The organism is Jannaschia sp. S6380, assembly GCF_023015695.1.
Taxonomy (GTDB): Bacteria; Pseudomonadota; Alphaproteobacteria; order Rhodobacterales; family Rhodobacteraceae; genus Jannaschia.
This window is the reverse complement of the sequence record NZ_JALKAS010000002.1, coordinates 392501-409881: the sequence shown is the minus strand read 5'-3', so window position 1 is coordinate 409881 and position 17381 is coordinate 392501. Positions and strand designations below refer to the sequence as shown.

The 17381-nt window shown below is 66.6% G+C and carries 16 protein-coding genes, 1 tRNA gene and 2 rRNA genes (1 of these 19 cut by a window edge); 5 read left to right on the top strand and 14 right to left on the bottom strand.

What is annotated here, in order from left to right; genetic code table 11:
* Positions 1-33 precede the first annotated feature (33 nt).
* The 6 genes from MWU52_RS18065 to MWU52_RS15025 all read right to left on the bottom strand — a co-directional run bounded on the left by MWU52_RS18065 (position 34) and on the right by MWU52_RS15025 (position 7342).
* Positions 34-162: a hypothetical protein gene (locus MWU52_RS18065; RefSeq protein ID WP_281494144.1), complete on the bottom strand. Its 129-nt coding sequence runs from the start codon at positions 160-162 to the stop codon at positions 34-36.
* A gap of 1 nt (position 163) precedes the next feature.
* Positions 164-403, bottom strand: a complete 240-nt coding sequence (locus MWU52_RS15045; RefSeq protein ID WP_246953680.1) for a hypothetical protein — start codon at positions 401-403, stop codon at positions 164-166.
* 31 nt (positions 404-434) lie between these two features.
* Positions 435-3737, bottom strand: coding sequence for an error-prone DNA polymerase (locus MWU52_RS15040; protein ID WP_246953678.1), 3303 nt, complete (start codon positions 3735-3737; stop codon positions 435-437).
* Positions 3738-4059: 322 nt separating this feature from the next.
* On the bottom strand, positions 4060-5667 hold the full coding sequence (locus tag MWU52_RS15035; protein ID WP_246953676.1) for a DNA polymerase Y family protein: 1608 nt from the start codon (positions 5665-5667) through the stop codon (positions 4060-4062).
* Entirely contained in the window at positions 5561-6232 is a 672-nt protein-coding gene (locus tag MWU52_RS15030; protein WP_246953674.1) for a hypothetical protein, read from the bottom strand. Before MWU52_RS15030 ends, MWU52_RS15035 begins: the two co-directional genes overlap by 107 nt.
* Before the next feature lie 81 nt (positions 6233-6313).
* Positions 6314-7342 (bottom strand): zinc ABC transporter substrate-binding protein, encoded by a 1029-nt coding sequence (locus MWU52_RS15025; RefSeq protein WP_246953672.1) that lies wholly within the window; start codon positions 7340-7342, stop codon positions 6314-6316.
* Positions 7343-7406: 64 nt separating this feature from the next.
* On the opposite strand from MWU52_RS15025, the gene MWU52_RS15020 reads away from it, so the two are divergent.
* From MWU52_RS15020 to MWU52_RS15010, 3 genes are read left to right on the top strand one after another with little or no spacing between them, the layout of a single operon-like run.
* A complete protein-coding gene (locus MWU52_RS15020) occupies positions 7407-7883 on the top strand; it encodes a transcriptional repressor (RefSeq protein WP_246953670.1) in 477 nt (158 codons plus the stop codon).
* Positions 7880-8605, top strand: a complete 726-nt coding sequence (locus tag MWU52_RS15015; protein WP_246953668.1) for a metal ABC transporter ATP-binding protein — start codon at positions 7880-7882, stop codon at positions 8603-8605. The genes MWU52_RS15020 and MWU52_RS15015 overlap by 4 nt, the downstream gene beginning before the upstream one ends.
* Positions 8602-9399 (top strand): metal ABC transporter permease, encoded by a 798-nt coding sequence (locus tag MWU52_RS15010; protein ID WP_246953666.1) that lies wholly within the window; start codon positions 8602-8604, stop codon positions 9397-9399. The genes MWU52_RS15015 and MWU52_RS15010 overlap by 4 nt, the downstream gene beginning before the upstream one ends.
* 58 nt (positions 9400-9457) lie before the next feature.
* Here MWU52_RS15010 and MWU52_RS15005 read toward each other — a convergent pair whose 3' ends face one another.
* The 4 genes from MWU52_RS15005 to MWU52_RS14990 are packed head-to-tail and all read right to left on the bottom strand — an operon-like array spanning position 9458 to position 13929.
* A complete protein-coding gene (locus MWU52_RS15005; protein WP_246953664.1) occupies positions 9458-11050 on the bottom strand; it encodes an amidohydrolase family protein in 1593 nt (530 codons plus the stop codon).
* A gap of 22 nt (positions 11051-11072) precedes the next feature.
* Positions 11073-12362 (bottom strand): TRAP transporter large permease, encoded by a 1290-nt coding sequence (locus tag MWU52_RS15000; RefSeq protein WP_246953662.1) that lies wholly within the window; start codon positions 12360-12362, stop codon positions 11073-11075.
* Positions 12359-12886: a TRAP transporter small permease gene (locus MWU52_RS14995; RefSeq protein ID WP_246953660.1), complete on the bottom strand. Its 528-nt coding sequence runs from the start codon at positions 12884-12886 to the stop codon at positions 12359-12361. Before MWU52_RS14995 ends, MWU52_RS15000 begins: the two co-directional genes overlap by 4 nt.
* A gap of 59 nt (positions 12887-12945) precedes the next feature.
* Positions 12946-13929 carry a TRAP transporter substrate-binding protein gene (locus MWU52_RS14990; RefSeq protein ID WP_246953658.1) on the bottom strand — a complete coding sequence of 328 codons (984 nt, stop codon included), beginning with the start codon at positions 13927-13929 and terminating at the stop codon, positions 12946-12948.
* Between the two features lie 126 nt (positions 13930-14055).
* On the opposite strand from MWU52_RS14990, the gene MWU52_RS14985 reads away from it, so the two are divergent.
* Both MWU52_RS14985 and MWU52_RS14980 read left to right on the top strand, forming a co-directional pair.
* A complete protein-coding gene (locus MWU52_RS14985) occupies positions 14056-14985 on the top strand; it encodes a LysR family transcriptional regulator (RefSeq protein ID WP_246953656.1) in 930 nt (309 codons plus the stop codon).
* Positions 14986-15102: 117 nt separating this feature from the next.
* Entirely contained in the window at positions 15103-15471 is a 369-nt protein-coding gene (locus tag MWU52_RS14980; RefSeq protein ID WP_246953654.1) for a hypothetical protein, read from the top strand.
* 108 nt (positions 15472-15579) lie between these two features.
* On the opposite strand, the gene MWU52_RS14975 is transcribed toward MWU52_RS14980, so the two are convergent.
* The 4 genes from MWU52_RS14975 to MWU52_RS14960 form a co-directional block, all read right to left on the bottom strand.
* Positions 15580-15656, bottom strand: a tRNA-Met gene (locus tag MWU52_RS14975).
* Positions 15657-15736: 80 nt separating this feature from the next.
* Positions 15737-16513: a glycosyl transferase gene (locus MWU52_RS14970; RefSeq protein ID WP_246954614.1), complete on the bottom strand. Its 777-nt coding sequence runs from the start codon at positions 16511-16513 to the stop codon at positions 15737-15739.
* 163 nt (positions 16514-16676) lie between these two features.
* Positions 16677-16791 (bottom strand): 5S ribosomal RNA (gene rrf, locus MWU52_RS14965).
* Positions 16792-16876: 85 nt separating this feature from the next.
* A 23S ribosomal RNA gene (locus MWU52_RS14960) occupies positions 16877-17381 on the bottom strand (it continues 2325 nt past the right edge of the window).

Genomic DNA, 17381 nt, shown 5'->3' with positions numbered 1-17381 from the left:
GCTGGTCGGTGGGGCGCCCGGTCGGCGCGCCCCTCAGCGCATGCGGCGCAGGAACGGCCGGACGAGGGGGTGATCCTCGAAAAAGGCATAGGCCGAAAACCGAATGATCCCGAGAAGGATCCAGAGACAGACGGCAAAGAAGAACGCTTCGATGGGGGGCATGTCACAACTCCTTCCTGAAGTTGCCATATTTGCCTTCGATTTGCGTCGACAATGTGGCGCGGCTGTCGCCATCCCAGCCATGATGACCGAGCAGCAGGCGGGATTGACCACCGATCCGGAAACCATTGCCCGTCCAATTCGGGCAGATGCCGTGCGGGGGTGCCTGATGGCCGCGACGATTCGACGCGATCGCGGCCTTCGTCGGTGCCCGGAACGTTCGATACGATCGGGCCCGTGCCATCGTTTGACCGGGGCCCATTCCGGACCGGCCTTCAGTGAAAATCGCGCGATTTCGGGATGACGCGGACGTCGCGCGGGTGACGCCCGGTATGGCTGGGCAGCGGGTGCTTTACATGGTCCGCGCGGGCCAGGTCGGCCTGCAACTCGTCCTCGGACAGGCGCATGAGGGCGTCGTTGCGGTCGACGATCTCATGCGCGACGACGTGGATGACGGCATCGTCGAACTGCACGTGGCCATGCACCGCCATCAGGCGCGACGCCATGATCTCGCGCCGGAACCTGGCGAAGAGGTCGGGCCAGATGACGATGTTGATGACCCCGCTCTCGTCCTCCAGCGTGACGAAGCAGACGCCCTTGGCGCTGCCGGGCTTCTGGCGGATCAGGACGAGGCCCGCGACCGACACCTTCTGGTTGAACCGCAGGCGGCGCAGGTCGGCGGCGCGGGTATAGCCGCCCTTCCGCATGGCGCCGCGCATGAAGCTGAGCGGATGCGCCTTCAGCGACAGGCGCGCGGTCTGGTAATCGGCCACGACATGTTCGCGCATCGGCATCTCGGGCAGGCTGTGCACGGGCTCCGCCCCGATGTCGGACGCATCGCCATGCACGAAGAGCGGCAGGTTCGGCCCCCGCCGGATCGCCTTCGCATCCCACAGCGCGGCGCGTCGATCCTGCCCGCAGGAGCGGAACGCATCGGCCGAGGCCAGCGTCTCGATCGCCCGCTTGCCGAGGCCGGTGCGTCGGCGCAGGTCGTTCACGTTCGCGAACGGCGTATCGCGCGCGGCGGTCAGGCGGGCCAGTTCGTCCTTCTTCAATCCCGACAATTGCCGAAAGCCCAGGCGCAGCGCGTGGGTGTCCGGTCCCACCGGCTCCAACGTGCAGTCCCAATCCGAGAAGTTCACATCCACCGGCAGAACGGTCACGCCCGACCGCCGCGCCATCTCGACGATCTGGGCGGGGGCGTAGAACCCCATCGGCTGGGAGTTGAGCAGCGCGCAGGCGAAGACGTCGGGGTGATGGCATTTCAGCCAACTCGACACGTAGACCAGATGCGCGAAGCTGGCGGCGTGGCTTTCGGGGAAGCCGTATTCGCCGAACCCCTCAATCTGGCTGAAACAGCGGGTGGCAAAATCCGGGTCGTAGCCGCGCGCGACCATGCGGTCGATCATCCGCGCCTTATGGTTCGTGATGTCCTCCTTCGACCGGAAGGTGGCCATGGCGCGGCGCAATCCATTTGCCTCGGCGCCCGAGAACTCGGCGGCCACGATGGCGATCTTCATCGCCTGTTCCTGGAAGATCGGAACGCCGAGGGTCCGCTCGAGAATATCCCGGAGCTCATTGGGGTCATAGCCCGGCCCGGGTGTGGGGTATTCCGCCTCCTCATCCCCGCGCCGCCGCTTGAGATAGGGATGCACCATGTCGCCCTGGATCGGACCGGGGCGGACGATGGCGACCTGGATCACCAGGTCGTAGAACCGTCGCGGCTTCAGCTTGGGCAGCATCGCCATCTGCGCCCGGCTCTCGACCTGGAAGACGCCCAGGCTGTCGCCACGGCAGAGCATGTCATAGGTCGCCGCGTCCCCCTCCTCGATCGTGGCGAGGCTCAGATCCCGGCCGTAATGATCCCGCAGAAGGCCGAAGCACTTGGCGATGCAGGTCAGCATGCCGAGCGCCAGAACGTCCATCTTGAAGATGCCCAGCGCGTCGATGTCGTCCTTGTCCCATTCGATGAAACTGCGGTCGGGCATGGCGCCGTTGCCGATGGGCACGGTCCGGGTCAGCGGGTGCTGCGTCAGGATGAAGCCGCCGACATGCTGCCCCAGATGCCGCGGCATCCCGATCAGTTGATCGGTCAGGCGGATGGCCTGGCGGATCTTCGGGTCGGCCAGGTTCACGCCCGAATTCTCCAGGTGCATGTCGTCGGTCGAACTGCCCCACGAGCCCCAGACCGTCTTGGCCATGGCTGCGGTCACGTCCTCGGTCAGGCCCAGCACCTTGCCCACTTCGCGGATCGCCATGCGCGGGCGATAGTGGATCACGGTCGCGCAAAGGCCCGCATGCTGCCGGCCGTAGCGGTCGTAGATGTGCTGGATCACCTCCTCACGCCGCTCGTGCTCGAAATCGACATCGATATCCGGGGGCTCGTTGCGGTCGGCAGACAGGAACCGCTCGAACAGAACCTCGTTCAGCGCCGGATCGACCGACGTGATCTCGAGGCAGAAGCAGACGGCGGAATTGGCCGCCGAACCGCGCCCCTGGCACAGGATGCCCTGGCTGCGGCCATAGGCCACGATCTCCTGGATGGTGATGAAATAGCGCGCGAGATCGCGGGTGGCGATGAAGGCCAGCTCCTTCTCGACCGCTTCGCGCACCTTCTGCGGCACGCCGTCCGGATAGCGCCGCGCGGCCCCCGCCTCGGTCAGGATGCGCAGGTGCTCGTCGGGCGTGCGACCGGCGGGGATGTGATCTTCGGGATATTCGTATTTCAACTCGTCCAGCGTGAAATCCAGCCGGTCGGCGATCGCCACGCTCTCGCGGATCGCATGCGGCCACCGCGCGAACAGGTGCACCATTTCCTGCGGCGACTTCAGGTGGCGTTCGGCATTGGCATGCAGGTGGAACCCGGCCTGGTGAAGCTTCACCTTCTCGCGGATGCAGGTCATCACGTCCTGCAGCGGCCGCCGTTCGGGCACGTGGTAATGCACGTCCCCCGTCGCCACGATCCGCAATCCGTGAAACCGGGCCAGACGGTCCAACCGCTCGATCCGGGCATGGTCGTCACCGCAGTAGAGGTGGCTCACCGCGATATGGGTCAGCGATGGCAAACGACGGACCAGATGGCCCAGCCGTGCCTCGAACCCGTCCAGATCCTCGGGCGGGACCGCGATCAGGACGACACCCTTCTGATGATCCGCCAGATCGTTCAGCGACAGGTCGCAGCGTCCCTTCTCCTGCCATTCGCCGTCCAGCCCCGTCATCCGGCCCTTGGAGATCAACGCGCAGAGGTTGCCATAGGCCGCGCGGTCGCGGGGATAGGCCAGGAACGCCGCCCCGTCGAACAGCACGATCCGCGTGCCGATCAGGGGGGTTATCTTCGCCTTCGTGGCCTCGACATGCATCCGCACCGCCCCGGCGACCGAGTTCCGGTCGGCGATGCCGATCCGGTCATAGCCCAACCCGGACGCCGTGGTGACGAGGTCGATCGGCTCCGACGCGCCGTGCAGGAACGAAAAGCACGACGTCACGCCTAGTTCCACGAAGGGGGCGGGCGGGTTGCGAACGAAATCCTGTTCGGGATCCAGCGTGCGCCGGTCGGGGGTCAGCGGGGCGTCGGGCATGGGATACGGATGTCGGATCGGCGGGGCGACGATGCCGAAGGGGGCCACCCCCCCGAGGTATTTCCGGCCAGAGGAAGATGCGCCGCGCGCGGGTAACCGGGCGTTAAGACCGCCCTGCCATCCAAGACGCGCGGAACAGGCTGAGGAGCCGATGGCCGTGCCAGGGGAAGGCGCCCCGTTGCCCGTGCCGCCAAGCTGATGCCGGGCGCGGGGTGCCGGACTCCGCCTTGCGCGCCGGGCCTGCCTTCCTCTGGCCCGAAATACCTCCGCCGGAGGCTCCGACGGTGCTCTCCGCGCAGGCGGGCGATGTGGCCAGGGTGGGTCATGCGAACATCCCGTGCAGGAACCAGCCCGGCTCGCCGCCCCGGCCGTCGCCCACGATCCCCTCGCGGTAGAGCCAGTAGCGCGCGCCCTCGTCCACCTCGACCTTGTAGTAGTCGCGCAGCCGCGTGCCGGGACGCGCGCGCCACCATTCGGGGGCGATGCGTTCGGGGCCCTGGTGGCGTCGGATCAGATACGGCTTCCGGCGCCAGCTGAACCGTACGGGCGGGCCTTCGGGTACGGCGTAAAGAACTTCGATCCGCTCGGGGTTCCGCAGCAGGCGGACGGGCCGTTCGCGGGACGGGCCGATCATGCCGCCCCCGCCCAGACCTGCCGGGGCCAGCCGATCCGCCCGCCCCCCCTGCAAGGCAGGCTTCCAGCCCTCGGCCCGTTCGGGCAGGTGGCTTTCGCGCGGGTCCGGCACCTGCACGGCATCCGGCCCCAGGCGGGCGCTCAGCCGGTCGATCAACGTAGCGACGGCCAGATCGCTGTCGATCCCGCCATCCAGGCGGACTTGTGCGGTGGAAAGCCCCTCGGGGCGCAGTGCCTCCAGGCTCAGCGTGTCGAAGCCAAAGCCGGCATCCAGGTTCTCGAAATGCCGCGCCATCAGGCGGGTCAGATGCGCAGGGTCGCGATTGGCCTGGGCGCAGCCCATCTCCACCCGCGTGGCGACGCCGTCGGTGCGGTAGAGTTCCAGCCGCAGCCCGCGCAGCCCCTGCCCCGCCTCGGCCAGTTCGTCGCAGAGCATCCGAAGCGGCTCGGTCAGCAGGGGCTGCGGGTCCATCACCGGCTCGACCAGGCGGCGGACGATGCGGAACCGGCGAGCCGGCGCGGGGCTGACGATGGGTTCGGGCAGGTCGCCCAGCATCTGGTCCAGCCGGCGCAGCGGCGTCATCAGCGCCCGCCCGTCGCGGCCGAAGCGTCGTTCCAGCATGGCGCGCGGAATCGCCATCAGGTCGCCGATCCGCTTCAGGCCCAGCCGGCGCAGCACCAGAAGCGTCGCCTCGTCCAGCCGCAGCGCCGCGGCGGGCAGCATCGCCAGCCGCACCTTCAACGCGCGATCGCCGCAGATCTCGCGCGGGTCGCCATAGCGGGCGAGCGCCCAGGCCGCGCCATGGGTGGGCGCCACGGCGATCCGTGCGGGTTGGCCCAGATCGGCCAGCCGCGCCTCCATATCCGCCAGCATCGCCGCCTCGCCGCCCCACAGATGGTCCGATCCGGTCGTGTCAAGGACCAGCCCGTCGGCGCCGTCGCCCGCCGACCAGGGACACCAGCGGCGCGACCACAGCATCAGCCGGCGCAATGCCTCGGCATCGCCGGCCAGATCGGCGCCGATCACCTGCAGGTCGGGGCAAAGCGCGCGGGCATCGACCACGCGCGCACCCCGGATCGCGCCCGCCGCATGGGCGGCCGCGTTGGCGGCGTGGATCACCGGGCCATGCGTGCCGTCATGCCCGAGGACGAGGGGGGCGGCGGGGTCGGGGCCGTCCGCGACCGCCACCTCATCCCACGGCGCGGGGGCGGGGGCGGGGCGCGTCGCCTGCGCCCGTTCCCACCGTGCCATCGGAAACCGCGGCAGCCAGATCGAGACGATGCGTCGCCCGGTCATGTGTGGCCACCCAGCGGCCCGGCGCACGCCGCCGCGTGCGGAACAACTCGGCCATCCAGCGGGGTGCGCCCGGCGCCTGCGCGTCCAGCGAATTGACCGGCGAGGGCGACGGCACCACGCGCCAGCGGTCGGGCGCCACCGACAGGTCGGCGACCGCGTCCTGCCGCAGCAGCCAGACCGGCACGCCCGTTCGCGCCGCCCGCAGCGACAGCCGCTTGGTGGCGGTGAAGTCGAGTGCCTTGGGGTTGCCCCAGACCTCGCCCACGACGGCGGACAGCGCGACGCATTCCAGTCCCTCCTCCATCGCCCAGAGCGCCTCGGCCGCACCACGCACGCCGACCCGCAGGATGGGCATCGTCAAACCCGTCTCGGCGATCCCCCGGAGGCATGGCAGCCCGGCTTCCTGCATGGCGCGCCTGTCCTGCACCCAGAGGATCGGACCGTCGCCCTGACCCTTTCGCGCCGACAAGACGGCGTCGATCTGGGCCAGGACCAGACCGGTCCCTGCCCCGTCCCGCGCGTTCGAGAAGGCTTCGGCGTAAGGTGGCAGTGCAGGGTCCGACATGGAGCGGGAACACCGGGGAATCGGTTTATGTTCCTCTAATGTTCTTCTTTCAGGTGCCGTTTGTCGAGTCCCCTCGCGGGGTCAATCTTCGGACAGGCATTTCGCCATGGTGGCGGCGATGTCCTCGATCAGCATCGGATAGAGCGACGGACCCGGTTCGAGCAGCGCCCCGAGCGGATCCAGTATGCCGGTCCGGGCCTGGGTTCCATCGGTCAGGGTGGAGACGAGACCGGCATTGAACTGCGGCTCGGAAAAGACGCAGACCGCTTCGGATTCCACGACGGCATCGCGGAGACGCGCGACACGCGCCGCCGATGGCGGCGCCGCGTCACTGACCGAGATCGACCCGATGGCGGGAAAGTCGAAGCGTTCCTCGAACGGGCCATAGGCGTCGTGGAACACGACATAGCCCTTGCCCCTCACCGGATCGAGCACGGTATCGACACGGTCCATCAACCCTTCGAGTTCCGCCACGCCCGACTCGGCGTTGGCCTCGTAGATGACGGCATTGTCCGGATCGAGTTCCGACAGGACATCGGCAATCTCGTGAAGCCAAAGCTTGGCCCGCTCCGGGTCGAGCCAACCGTGCATGTTGTTCGAATGTTCATGATGGTCGTGACCGGCGTGCGCGTCCGCTTCTTCCGCGGCATGATCGTGGCCATCCGCATCCCCGTGCGCATCCGCCTCGTCACGTTCCTCACCATGATCGTGCGCATCGTCATGGCCATGCTCGTCCCCATGGTCATGCGCATCGGCATCACCATGATTGTCCGCGCCATCGTGCTCGGCCTCGACCGCGCCGATCTCGGCGAGGGAAACCGCCCGCGCATCCGACGCCAGCGCCGAGATCGCCTCGCCCATCCAGGGTGCCAGCTCGGCCCCGGCCCAGAAGATCACCTCCGCCTCCTCGAGCGTACGGGCCTCGGACGGACGCAATGCGTGCCCGTGCGGCGACGTGCCCGGCGGCAGGACGAGAACCGGACGCCCGGCCCCTTCCATCACCCGGGCGACCAGGGAATGGATCGGACCGATATCCGCCGCGACCGCGATCTCCCGCGCGGAGGCCGATGATGCAAGACAGGCGAAAACGGCACATAGGCGGAAAAACATCGAAACCTCCGGTGGCAGTCCTGCGTGCTTGTTAGAAGCGATGTTATATCATATCAACCCCCGCATGACTCCGATCGGCTTCGAAACCCATAATCACAGCGATTGCATCGACCACGCGGTCGCGATCGTCGCCGCGCGTTGCGAGGCCGAGGGCCTGAGGCTGACGCCAATGCGTCGCCGCGTGCTGGAGATCCTGCTGCAGAAACACCGGGCCGTCGGCGCCTACGATATATTGGAGGTGCTGCGGGCCGAGGGACAGAAGGCGCAGCCGCCTGTCGCCTATCGGGCGCTGGATTTCCTGGTTACGCACGGCTTCGCGCATCGGGTCGAGCGGCTGAACGCCTTCGTCGCCTGCACCGTGCCGACGCGGCGGCATGATCCCGTCCTGCTCATCTGTCGCGGCTGCGATGCCGTGGCCGAGGCGGAGGCCGATAGCCGCGATGCCCTGGGCCATGCGACGGCGTTGACCGGGTTCGTCGTCGAGACGGCCGTTCGCGAGGCCGAGGGCCTTTGCCCCGCATGTCGCGGCACGGCCGCATGACGCTGCTTCAGGTGGAAGGGCTGTCGCTTCGCCGTGGCGGACGGCTGGTGCTGGAAGACGTCCACATGGGCATCAGCGCCGGCGAAGTCGTCACGATCGTCGGTCCGAACGGGTCGGGCAAGTCGAGCCTGCTGCGCAGCATGATCGGCGCCATTCCCCCCGCCGCGGGCCGCGTGTCCCGCCGGGCCGGGCTGCGGATCGGATACGTGCCGCAGAAGCTGGCGATCGACGCGACCCTGCCCATGACCGTCCGCCGGTTCCTGAGCCTGCCGGATCGCGTGTCCGATGCCGAGGCGCAGGAGGCCCTCGATCAGGCGGACGTGCCGCGGGTCGGGCCGGCCCAGCTGGGCAAGCTGTCGGGCGGGCAGTTGCAGCGCGTGCTGCTGGCACGGGCCCTTCTGGCACGCCCCGAACTACTGATTCTCGACGAGCCGACGCAGGGGCTGGATCAACCCGGCTCCGCCGCCTTCTATCGCCGCATCGACGCGATCCGGGTGGAGACCGGATGCGCCGTCCTGATGGTGAGCCACGACCTGCATGTCGTTATGGCCGCGTCCGACCGGGTGATCTGCCTGAACGGTCACGTGTGTTGCGAGGGTCACCCGGAGCATGTCGCCTCCGCCCCCGCCTACCGCGCGCTGTTCGGGACGGGGACGCAAGGCGCCTTGGCGCTCTATCGCCACGAACACGCCCATAGCCATGACGACCACGCCGCCGAATGACGATCTTCGACAGCTTTCTGATCCGGGCCGCATTGGCCGGTCTCGGCGTGGCGGTGGCGGCGGGACCACTCGGTTGCTTCGTCGTCTGGCGCCGCATGGCCTATTTCGGTGACGCCACGGCGCACGCATCGCTTCTGGGCGTGGCGCTGGCCCTCATGACCGAAGTTCCCGTCACCGCGGGAATATTGCTTGTCGCGCTCGCGATGGCATCGGCCATCGCGGGCCTCGCCGAGCGGGGCTTGACCAGCGATACCCTCCTGGGGGTCATGGCCCATTCCGGGCTGGCAATCAGCCTCGTCGCGATCTCTTTCCTGCCAGGCGTCCGCATCGACCTGACCAGCTACCTCTTCGGCGACATCCTGGCCGTCAGCCGCGGTGACCTGGTCACGATCTGGGTCGGCGCGCTCCTCGTGACGGCGCTGCTCGCCTGGCGCTGGACACCGTTGCTGACGGCGACGCTCGGGGCCGAGCTGGCCCATGCGGCCGGCATCCGGCCCGACCGCGAACGTCTGGTTCTGACGCTGGCCCTCGCCATCGTGGTCGCGGTCGCGATCAAGGTCGTCGGCGTCCTGCTGATCGCGGCGCTCCTTCTCATCCCCGCCGCCACGGCGCGAAGGTTCGCCGCGACGCCGGAGGGCATGGCCGTCGTCGCGACGGGGCTCGCGGGGGCCTCGGCGATGATCGGGGTCTGGATGTCCTGGCAGTTCGATACGCCGACGGGGCCGAGCATCGTCTGCACGGCCACCGCGGCCTTCGTTCTGGGAATACCGCTGTCATTCGTCCTTCGCCGATAGCGCGGAAGGGCACTTCCGGCCAAGCCCAAACCTATCGATCCGCCCGGCCCCCGGCGGGTCAGTGCGAGCGCAGAACCCTGCCGCCATCCTGTGCCGTCCGCTCTCCGTCCCGCATCGAAAAGATCCCGTTGACGAGGACATGCGCGATCCCCGTGGCGAAGCGGCGCGGGGCCTCGACGTCGCAATGGCTTTCGATCTGTTCGGCGTCGAACACGGTGATGTCGGCCCAGGCACCTTCGCGGATCGTGCCGCGATCCCGGAGCCCGAGCCGTTCGGCGGGCAGCGAGGTCAACCGCCGAACGCCTTCGGTCAGCGTCAGCACGCCGTGGTCGCGGACGTAGTGCTGCAGGAAACGCGCGGCCCATCCATAGCCCGAGAGAGAGCCGATATGGTGCTTGAGGCAGCCTTCGGGCGCGAGCGCCAGGGTGTCCGAGATGATCGCGCAATCGGGCTGCGCGATGGCGAGGCGGATCTGATCTTCCGAGAAGCTCTGCGACGTCCACATCAGGTGCGCCATCTCGTCCCCTTCCTCGATCAGCAGGTCGAGGGCCGCATCGTAGGGGTCGACGCCACGCCGCGCCCCGATCTCGGCGAAGGTCAGGCCGACGAGGTCCGGGTTGCGGGCCGATTGCATCAGCACGATCCGGTGCCAGCCATCGTCGAGAACGAGCCGCCACATCGGCCGCCGGTTGGCCTTGATCTTCTCGCGCGTGGCCTTGTCCTTCAGGCGGGCCATCACGGCCGCGACGCCCCCCTCCTGCGCCCATTGCGGCATGATCGCCATGACGCGGGTATGCGACCAGTCGTGCGGGATCACGTCGTAGGCGATGTCGACGCCGTGCGACTTGGCGCCCTCCACCATCTCGATCGAATGCTCCATGGCCCAGTCCGGCGCGCCGTGTTTGGGCTGGATGTGACTGATCTGGAGTCGGGCGCCCGCGGCCCGTGCGCAGGAGATCGCCTCGCCGAAGCCGATGTCGTAATGCACGTCGCGATTGCGCACATGCGTCGCGTAGAGCACCTCACGCCGCGCGGCGACCGAGACAAGCTCGGTGATCTGCTCGGGGCTGGCAAGGCTGCCGGGCCAGTATTCCAGCCCGGTCGAGAACCCGTAGGCGCCGCCGTCGATGCTCTCGTCGACGAGCGCCTTCATCCGGTCCAGCTCCTCGTCGTCGGCGGGCCGCAGCGCGTCGCCGAGGACGGCGCGGTGGACCGATCCGTGGCCGACGAAGGCCGCGACGTTCACGCCCAGCGGCATGGCATCCAAGTGGTCAAGATACTCGCCGAAGCTGGACCAGTCGATGTCGACCATGCCTTCGGTAAAGCCGGGCGACATTATCTTGGCGTCCTCGGGACGGCGCGCAGGGGCCGCGGAGAAGCCGCATTGGCCGATTACCTCGGTCGTGACGCCCTGATGGACCTGGCTCTGCGCGCGGCCGTCGGCCATCAGCGTGAAGTCCGAATGGGTGTGCAGGTCGATGAACCCCGGCGCGACGGCAAGGCCGCCCAGATCGACCCGCGTCTCGGCGTCGGCCTCGGACAGATCCCCGATGGCGGCGATACGACCGCCTTCGATGCCGATATCGGTTCGGACGGGATCGCCCCCCGTGCCGTCATGGAGGAGGCCGCCTGCGAGGATCGTGTCGAGCATGGGGGGTCCTTTCGTACGGGGCTCAGCGCGCGGGGCCGTAGAACAGGTTCGGCAACCACAGCGATAGCTCGGGGATGAAGATCAGGATCAGCAGACCAAGACAGTAGGCGAGGATGAACGGCAGGACGGCCACCGACACCGCCTCGATCGAGATTCCAGAGATGCGTGCCGCCACGTTGAGGTTGCCGCCCAGCGGCGGCGTCAGGAAGCCGATCTCGCAGGTGATGACGGTCAGGATGCCGAAGGCCACGGGATCGACGCCCAGCGACGTCACCAGCGGCAGGAACACCGCGGTGAACAGGATGATCTGCGCCAGGCTCTCCATGAAGGTGCCGATGATGATGTAGAAGATCGCGATCAGGATCAGCACGACATAGACGTTGGTGGTGAAGGACGTGATCAGCGCCTCGACCGCCGCCGGCACGTCGTAGAACGCCGAGAGCTGACCGAAGGCCAGCGTCGGCGTCAGCAGGATCAGAAGCCCCGTCATCAGGGCGGTGAAGCGCAGCGCCTCGATCACCTTGCGGACGGTCAGTTCCCTGTGGACCACGACGCCGACGAAAAGGGCGTAGAAGACCGCGACCGATGCGGCCTCGGTCGGCGTGAACGCACCCGAATAGATGCCGCCCAGGATCAGGAGCGGCGCGCCGATGGCCCATTTGCCGTCCCAGGCCGCCCGCCGCGCCGGCCCCCAGGAGAACGCCTCGCCACCGCCGCCGTAGTCGTGCCGCCGTGCGATCAGATAGACCGTCACCATCAGCAGCGCGGTGACGATGACGCCGGGGATGAACCCCGCGAGGAACAGGCGCGGGATCGACGTCTCGGAGACAAGGCCGTAGATGATCATCAGGTTCGAAGGCGGAATGAGACTGCCGAGCGCGCCGGCCGCGGCGGCGATGGCGGCGGCGAAGGGGGTCGGATAATCGTCCTTCTGCATTGCCGGCACAGTGATCGAGCCGATGGCCGCCGTGGTCGCGGGCCCCGAGCCCGAAAGCGCGGCGAAGAGCATGCAGGCGAACACTGTCACCAGCCCAAGGCTGCCCCGGTAGGAGCCCACGAGCGACGTCGCCACCCCGATGAGCCGCGTGCCCATGCCCCCGGTCTCCATCAGCCGGCCGGCCAGCACGAAGAGCGGGATCGTCAGCAGCGGGAAAGGTGTGAGGCTCGTGTAGCCCGTCTGCGCCATCAGAGTGTAGGGGATGTCGATCAGGAAGAGCGCCAGGAACGTCGTCAGGCCCACGGCGGCGAAGAGCGGCGCGCCGATCAGCGTCAGCGCGACAAAGACGATGGCGAGGAGGACGAGTTCGTTCATCGCATCTCGCCCGTGTCCTCGTGCTCGGCGCGCATCCCCGGCACGCCCCGCCCCCCGCCGCGCGCCCATATCACGTAGATCTGGACGAGACGCAGAAGGATCAGCGTGTAGCCGATCACCAGGATACTCTGGGGGTAGAACTCGTCGATGCCGAGGCTGGGCGTGCGCGACGTGAACCGCGCCAGCACCGCCAGATACTGCCATGAGACGATCAGCATCATGACGCAGTAGGCCGCCGCCATCAGGTCGGCGAGCAGCACGAACGCCTTGGTGATCGGTTGAGGCAGCAGCATGATCCCGGCCATGATGCGGATGTGAAATCGCTCGCGCACGCAGAGCGAAGCGCCCATGTAGACCGCCCAGACCATCGCGATGGCGGCGATTTCCTCGCTCCATTGCAGCGCCGATCCGAAGACGTAGCGCATGATGACCTGTAGGAAGACGCAGATCGCCATCACCGACAGGGCGATGCAGCAGACGGCCTCTTCGAAATGCCGTTCGAGCGGACCGAGATATCGCTTCATCCGGGGATCTCCGCAAAAGCGGGCGATGGGGACCGGGAAGGCCCCCATCTGCGCCGTCGTCAGTCGGCGGCGGCGCGGATTTCGTCGAGCAGCGCCTTGAAATCCTCGCCGCGCTCGGCGGCGAACGATTCCTGAACGGTCTGCGCGGCCTCGATGAAGGCCGCGCGATCGGGACGCGTGATCGACATGCCGCCCTCGGTCGAGAGCCACTCGCGCACCTCCTCGATGCGGCCGATCATGTATTCTGTGTGGAACTCGCCCGCCTCGCGTGCGGCGCGCATCACCGCCTCGCGCTGCGCGTCGTCGAGGCCCGACATGAACCGGTCCGAAGCCAGGAGAGGTGCGAAACCCGCGAAGTGGTCGAGCACCGTCAGGTAGGGCGCGAATTCGTAGAACTTCATCTCCTGGATGACGTTGGTGCCGTTGTCGCCGCCGTCGATCGTGCCGGTCTGGAGCGCGGTCGGGGTCTCGGACCAGGCCAGCGGGACCGGCTCGGCGCCGAAGGCCTCGAAGGTGGCGAGCATGACCTCGTTCTTAGGCACGCGGATCTTCAGCCCCTCCATGTCCGCCATGGTCTCGACGGGGCGCTCGGAATTGAAGAAGTCGCGGTAGCTCGGGCCGCCGAAGGTCAGCAGGTGGACGCTGGTGGCTTCCCGGAGCTGTTCGCGGATGGTGTCGCCGACAGGTCCGCCGGCGACCGCGACCAGGTGGTCGGTGTCCTCGAACGTGTAGGGCAGCACGAAAACGTCCATCAGCGGCCAGTGCGGCGAGACGTTGTTCTGGGAGACGAAATAGGCGTCGACGGTGCCGAGCTGCATTGCCTTGAACGCGTCGTCCTCGGACGCGATCTGGCCGCAGCAGCGCAGCTTCACGTCGATGGCGCCGTCGGTATACTCTTCCACCAACTCCTCAAAACGAGAGGCGAGCACGCCGTAGTCGGAGTCGAGCGGCGTCGAGAATCCGACATTCATCGTCTTCTCCTGCGCGGCGACCGGTGCCGCGAGAAGGATGGCGGCGCAGGCGAGGCGCGAGGCGGATGTCATGGCATTCATCATCGTGTGTTCCCTGTTCCTCTTCTGTGTTGCCGAAAGGTTACGCGGCGTCAGACAAGTTGCATAATTCAAACTTCGACGTCTAATGATGCCTAGAGGGCATCGTACGGGGGCTCCATGGAAACGGGGCTACGACGGCTACGCTATTTCCGGATCCTCGCGGCGACGCTGAATTTTCGGCGCGCGGCGGTGGCCCTCGGGATTACGCAGCCCGCGCTGAGCCGCGCGATCTCGCAGCTTGAGGAGGAGGTCGGCGCCGCGCTTTTCACGCGTTCGAACCGGCAGGTCGCGCTGACCGCGGCGGGCCAATCCTTCCTGAAGGGATGCGCGCGCACGCTGGACGCGCTCGAAACGGCCATCGATGAAACGCGCCGGGTCTCCCGCGGGCTCTCCGGGACGCTGACCATAGGCTATACCGACACCGTCATCGCCGGTCGCCTGCCCGACGTCATCGAGGGGTTTTGCCGCATCGCCCCCGATGTCACGATCCGCCTCGTACAGGGCTACACAGATCAGCAGATGGAAATGATGGAGGCGGGCCAGCTCGACGTGGCGATCGTCACCTCTCCCGGACGGCAGCTCGATCTCGAGACCCTGCCACTACAATCCGATGGTTTCATGGCGCTCCTCCCGGCGTCGCACGAGTTGGCGAAAAGCCCGCGGATCATGCTGCGCGATCTCGCGTTGCAGGCTTTCGTCATGGGCGACCCGGACCGCTGGGCCGTCTACAACCGGCATCTCTGGCGGTATTGCGAACGGGCGGGCTTCGACCCGTCCGTCGTGCAGACGGCACCGGAATCCCGGGCGATCATCGGTCTGGTCAGCTGCGGTCTGGGCGTCAGCATCATGCCGGAATCCCTGGTCTCCACCGTCGACGCCCGGGTCGTGGCCCGTCCGATCGCCGATCTGGAAACCCGGCTGGAGAGCTTCGCCTGCTGGCGGCTGGCCGAACCCTCCGCCGTTCTCGTAAACTTCTGCGACTTCCTCGCATCGACGTATGGAACGGACGACCCCTCGAACCACGGAGCCGGGCAAATTCATCGCTGACGCAAGCTATCCCAGTGGCGGAGACCATCCGCCGGACGGGTCATCATATGATATCAAGGCCCCTTCTCCTATCGTGATGCGCGACAGCAGAGATGCCCGAACCAGGAACCGACCCCGATGCGCATTCTTCTCGCGGCCATCATCGCCCTTGGATTTGGTGCCCCGGCCATGGCATCGGAACTCGACCGCCAGGTCGCCGACGCACGCGGGCTTTCGCTGGCGGCGAAGGACGGCTGCAGTATCGAAATCGACACCGAAGCCTGGATCGCGAACCTGCCGCGGGCCACGAAGCGTTCTCTCCATTCCGCTTGTCGGCAGGTCGTCGACTACATGCGCCCCCGGCTCGGCAACAACGTCAGCGCCAATGCTGCCGGCGAGGCCGCCAGAGCCGCTTATGCGCAGCGGCGCGAAGAGTTGCTGACGCCATCCCAGATGCTTCGCATCGCGTCGATCGTCGAGGACGGACTTGGGTTATTGTGTCGATGATCGGCGGAGCGGCGAAGCGCTACGAGGAAACCCGGAGCACGAGAATGCGGAGAGCTTCAGCACTGACAACAACGCCCGCCGGTTGGGCGGGCGTTTTATAGGAGGCGTTGGTTGCGGGAGTAGGATTTGAACCTACGACCTTCAGGTTATGAGCCTGACGAGCTACCGGACTGCTCCATCCCGCGCCAATGAAAGGCTATCTATTCAAGCATGCGACGGACTTCAAGCCCCACACGTCGCGAAAGGATGACTTGCCGTCGCGGAATCATTCGCGCCATGCCTCCGCGACCCATGGCGTCGGTTTCACATAGCTTCGCAAGCCTTTGTAGCCCTTTCGCGCGGTCAAGGCATGGCGAATGTGCTGGCCGATCGTTCGTGCCTCCTCCTTGCGGTTCCAGCGACCGGCGATCGCGTCCGGCGGGTTCAGGTGACCGGCGAAAATGACCACCCGGGCATTCCGCGGCCTCGGCGGCGCCAGGAAGAAGTTCAGCGGGAAGGTCGGCACACATTGAATCCGAAAGTGCCGAACCCACTGCCGCGGCCAGAACGTCACGCCACCAGGCGCATTTTGGGTGACGTAATTCTGCTCGTACCGGTACCGCTCCCCCATGCCCTGCGGGTCGTCGCGGAACTTTTGTTGCATAGGGGCCAGCTTGCCCACCGGAAACCGGAACAGGGATGTCTGTCCCAGGCGGTGAAACGGTTTTGCCGCATTGCGGGACAGGATGACCTCGTCGGGATCGCCATGGGAGAAGAAATCGTCGAGGGATCCGGTCACCACGACATCGAGATCCATGAAGAGGACCGGCCCCGACAGTCCGGCGAGTTCCTTACCCCACAGCGCCGATTTCGGCCACTTGCCCGGCACCCCCTTCGGCATGTCGACCCCGACATCCGGGATGGTCGCTGATCGGAGCTCCGGGCGGAGACCGCGCGGATCATCGGTCAGGACGGTCACGCTGAACGGGGGCGTGATGTTGCGCGCGATCATGCCATAGAGCCGGTTGACGTATTCCGGCCCGTATTTCGTTCCCCATTTCATGCAAACGATCTGCTTGGTGTCCGGCACGGATGGCTCCTGTCGTCAGGACGATCCCCGTCAGTTACCGGCGCTGCCCCGCGACCGCAAACGACAAAACGCCCCGCAGCCGAAGCTGCAGGGCGTTTAAAAACATCGTTCGAGAGATACGCGATGGGCTTTCTAGGTTTGGCGATGACCTACTCTCCCACGCCTTAAGACGCAGTACCATCGGCGCTACAGCACTTAACTGCCGGGTTCGGGATGGGACCGGGTGTTTTGCTTGCGCTATGATCACCAAACCGAAAAAGCCCATCGAAATTCCAAGTCAGGCACGACCTTGCGGTGTGTACGCTCTCGACCCATGAAGCATGGCTTCTACTGGATCAAATCAAGCCTATCGGACAATTAGTACCGGTCAACTGAACGCATTGCTGCGCTTACATCTCCGGCCTATCGACGTGGTGGTCTACCACGGTCCTCAGGGATACCTTGTTTTGAGGGGGGCTTCCCGCTTAGATGCCTTCAGCGGTTATCCTGTCCGATCATAGCTACCCAGCACTGCCATTGGCATGACAACTGGTCCACCAGTGGATCGTTCACCCCGGTCCTCTCGTACTAGGGGCAACTCCTCTCAAGTATCCTACACCCACGGAAGATAGGGACCGAACTGTCTCACGACGTTCTAAACCCAGCTCACGTACCTCTTTAAACGGCGAACAGCCGTACCCTTGGGACCTGCTCCAGCCCCAGGATGAGATGAGCCGACATCGAGGTGCCAAACGATGCCGTCGATATGGACTCTTGGGCATCATCAGCCTGTTATCCCCGGCGTACCTTTTATCCGTTGAGCGATGGCCCTCCCACTTGGGACCACCGGATCACTATGGCC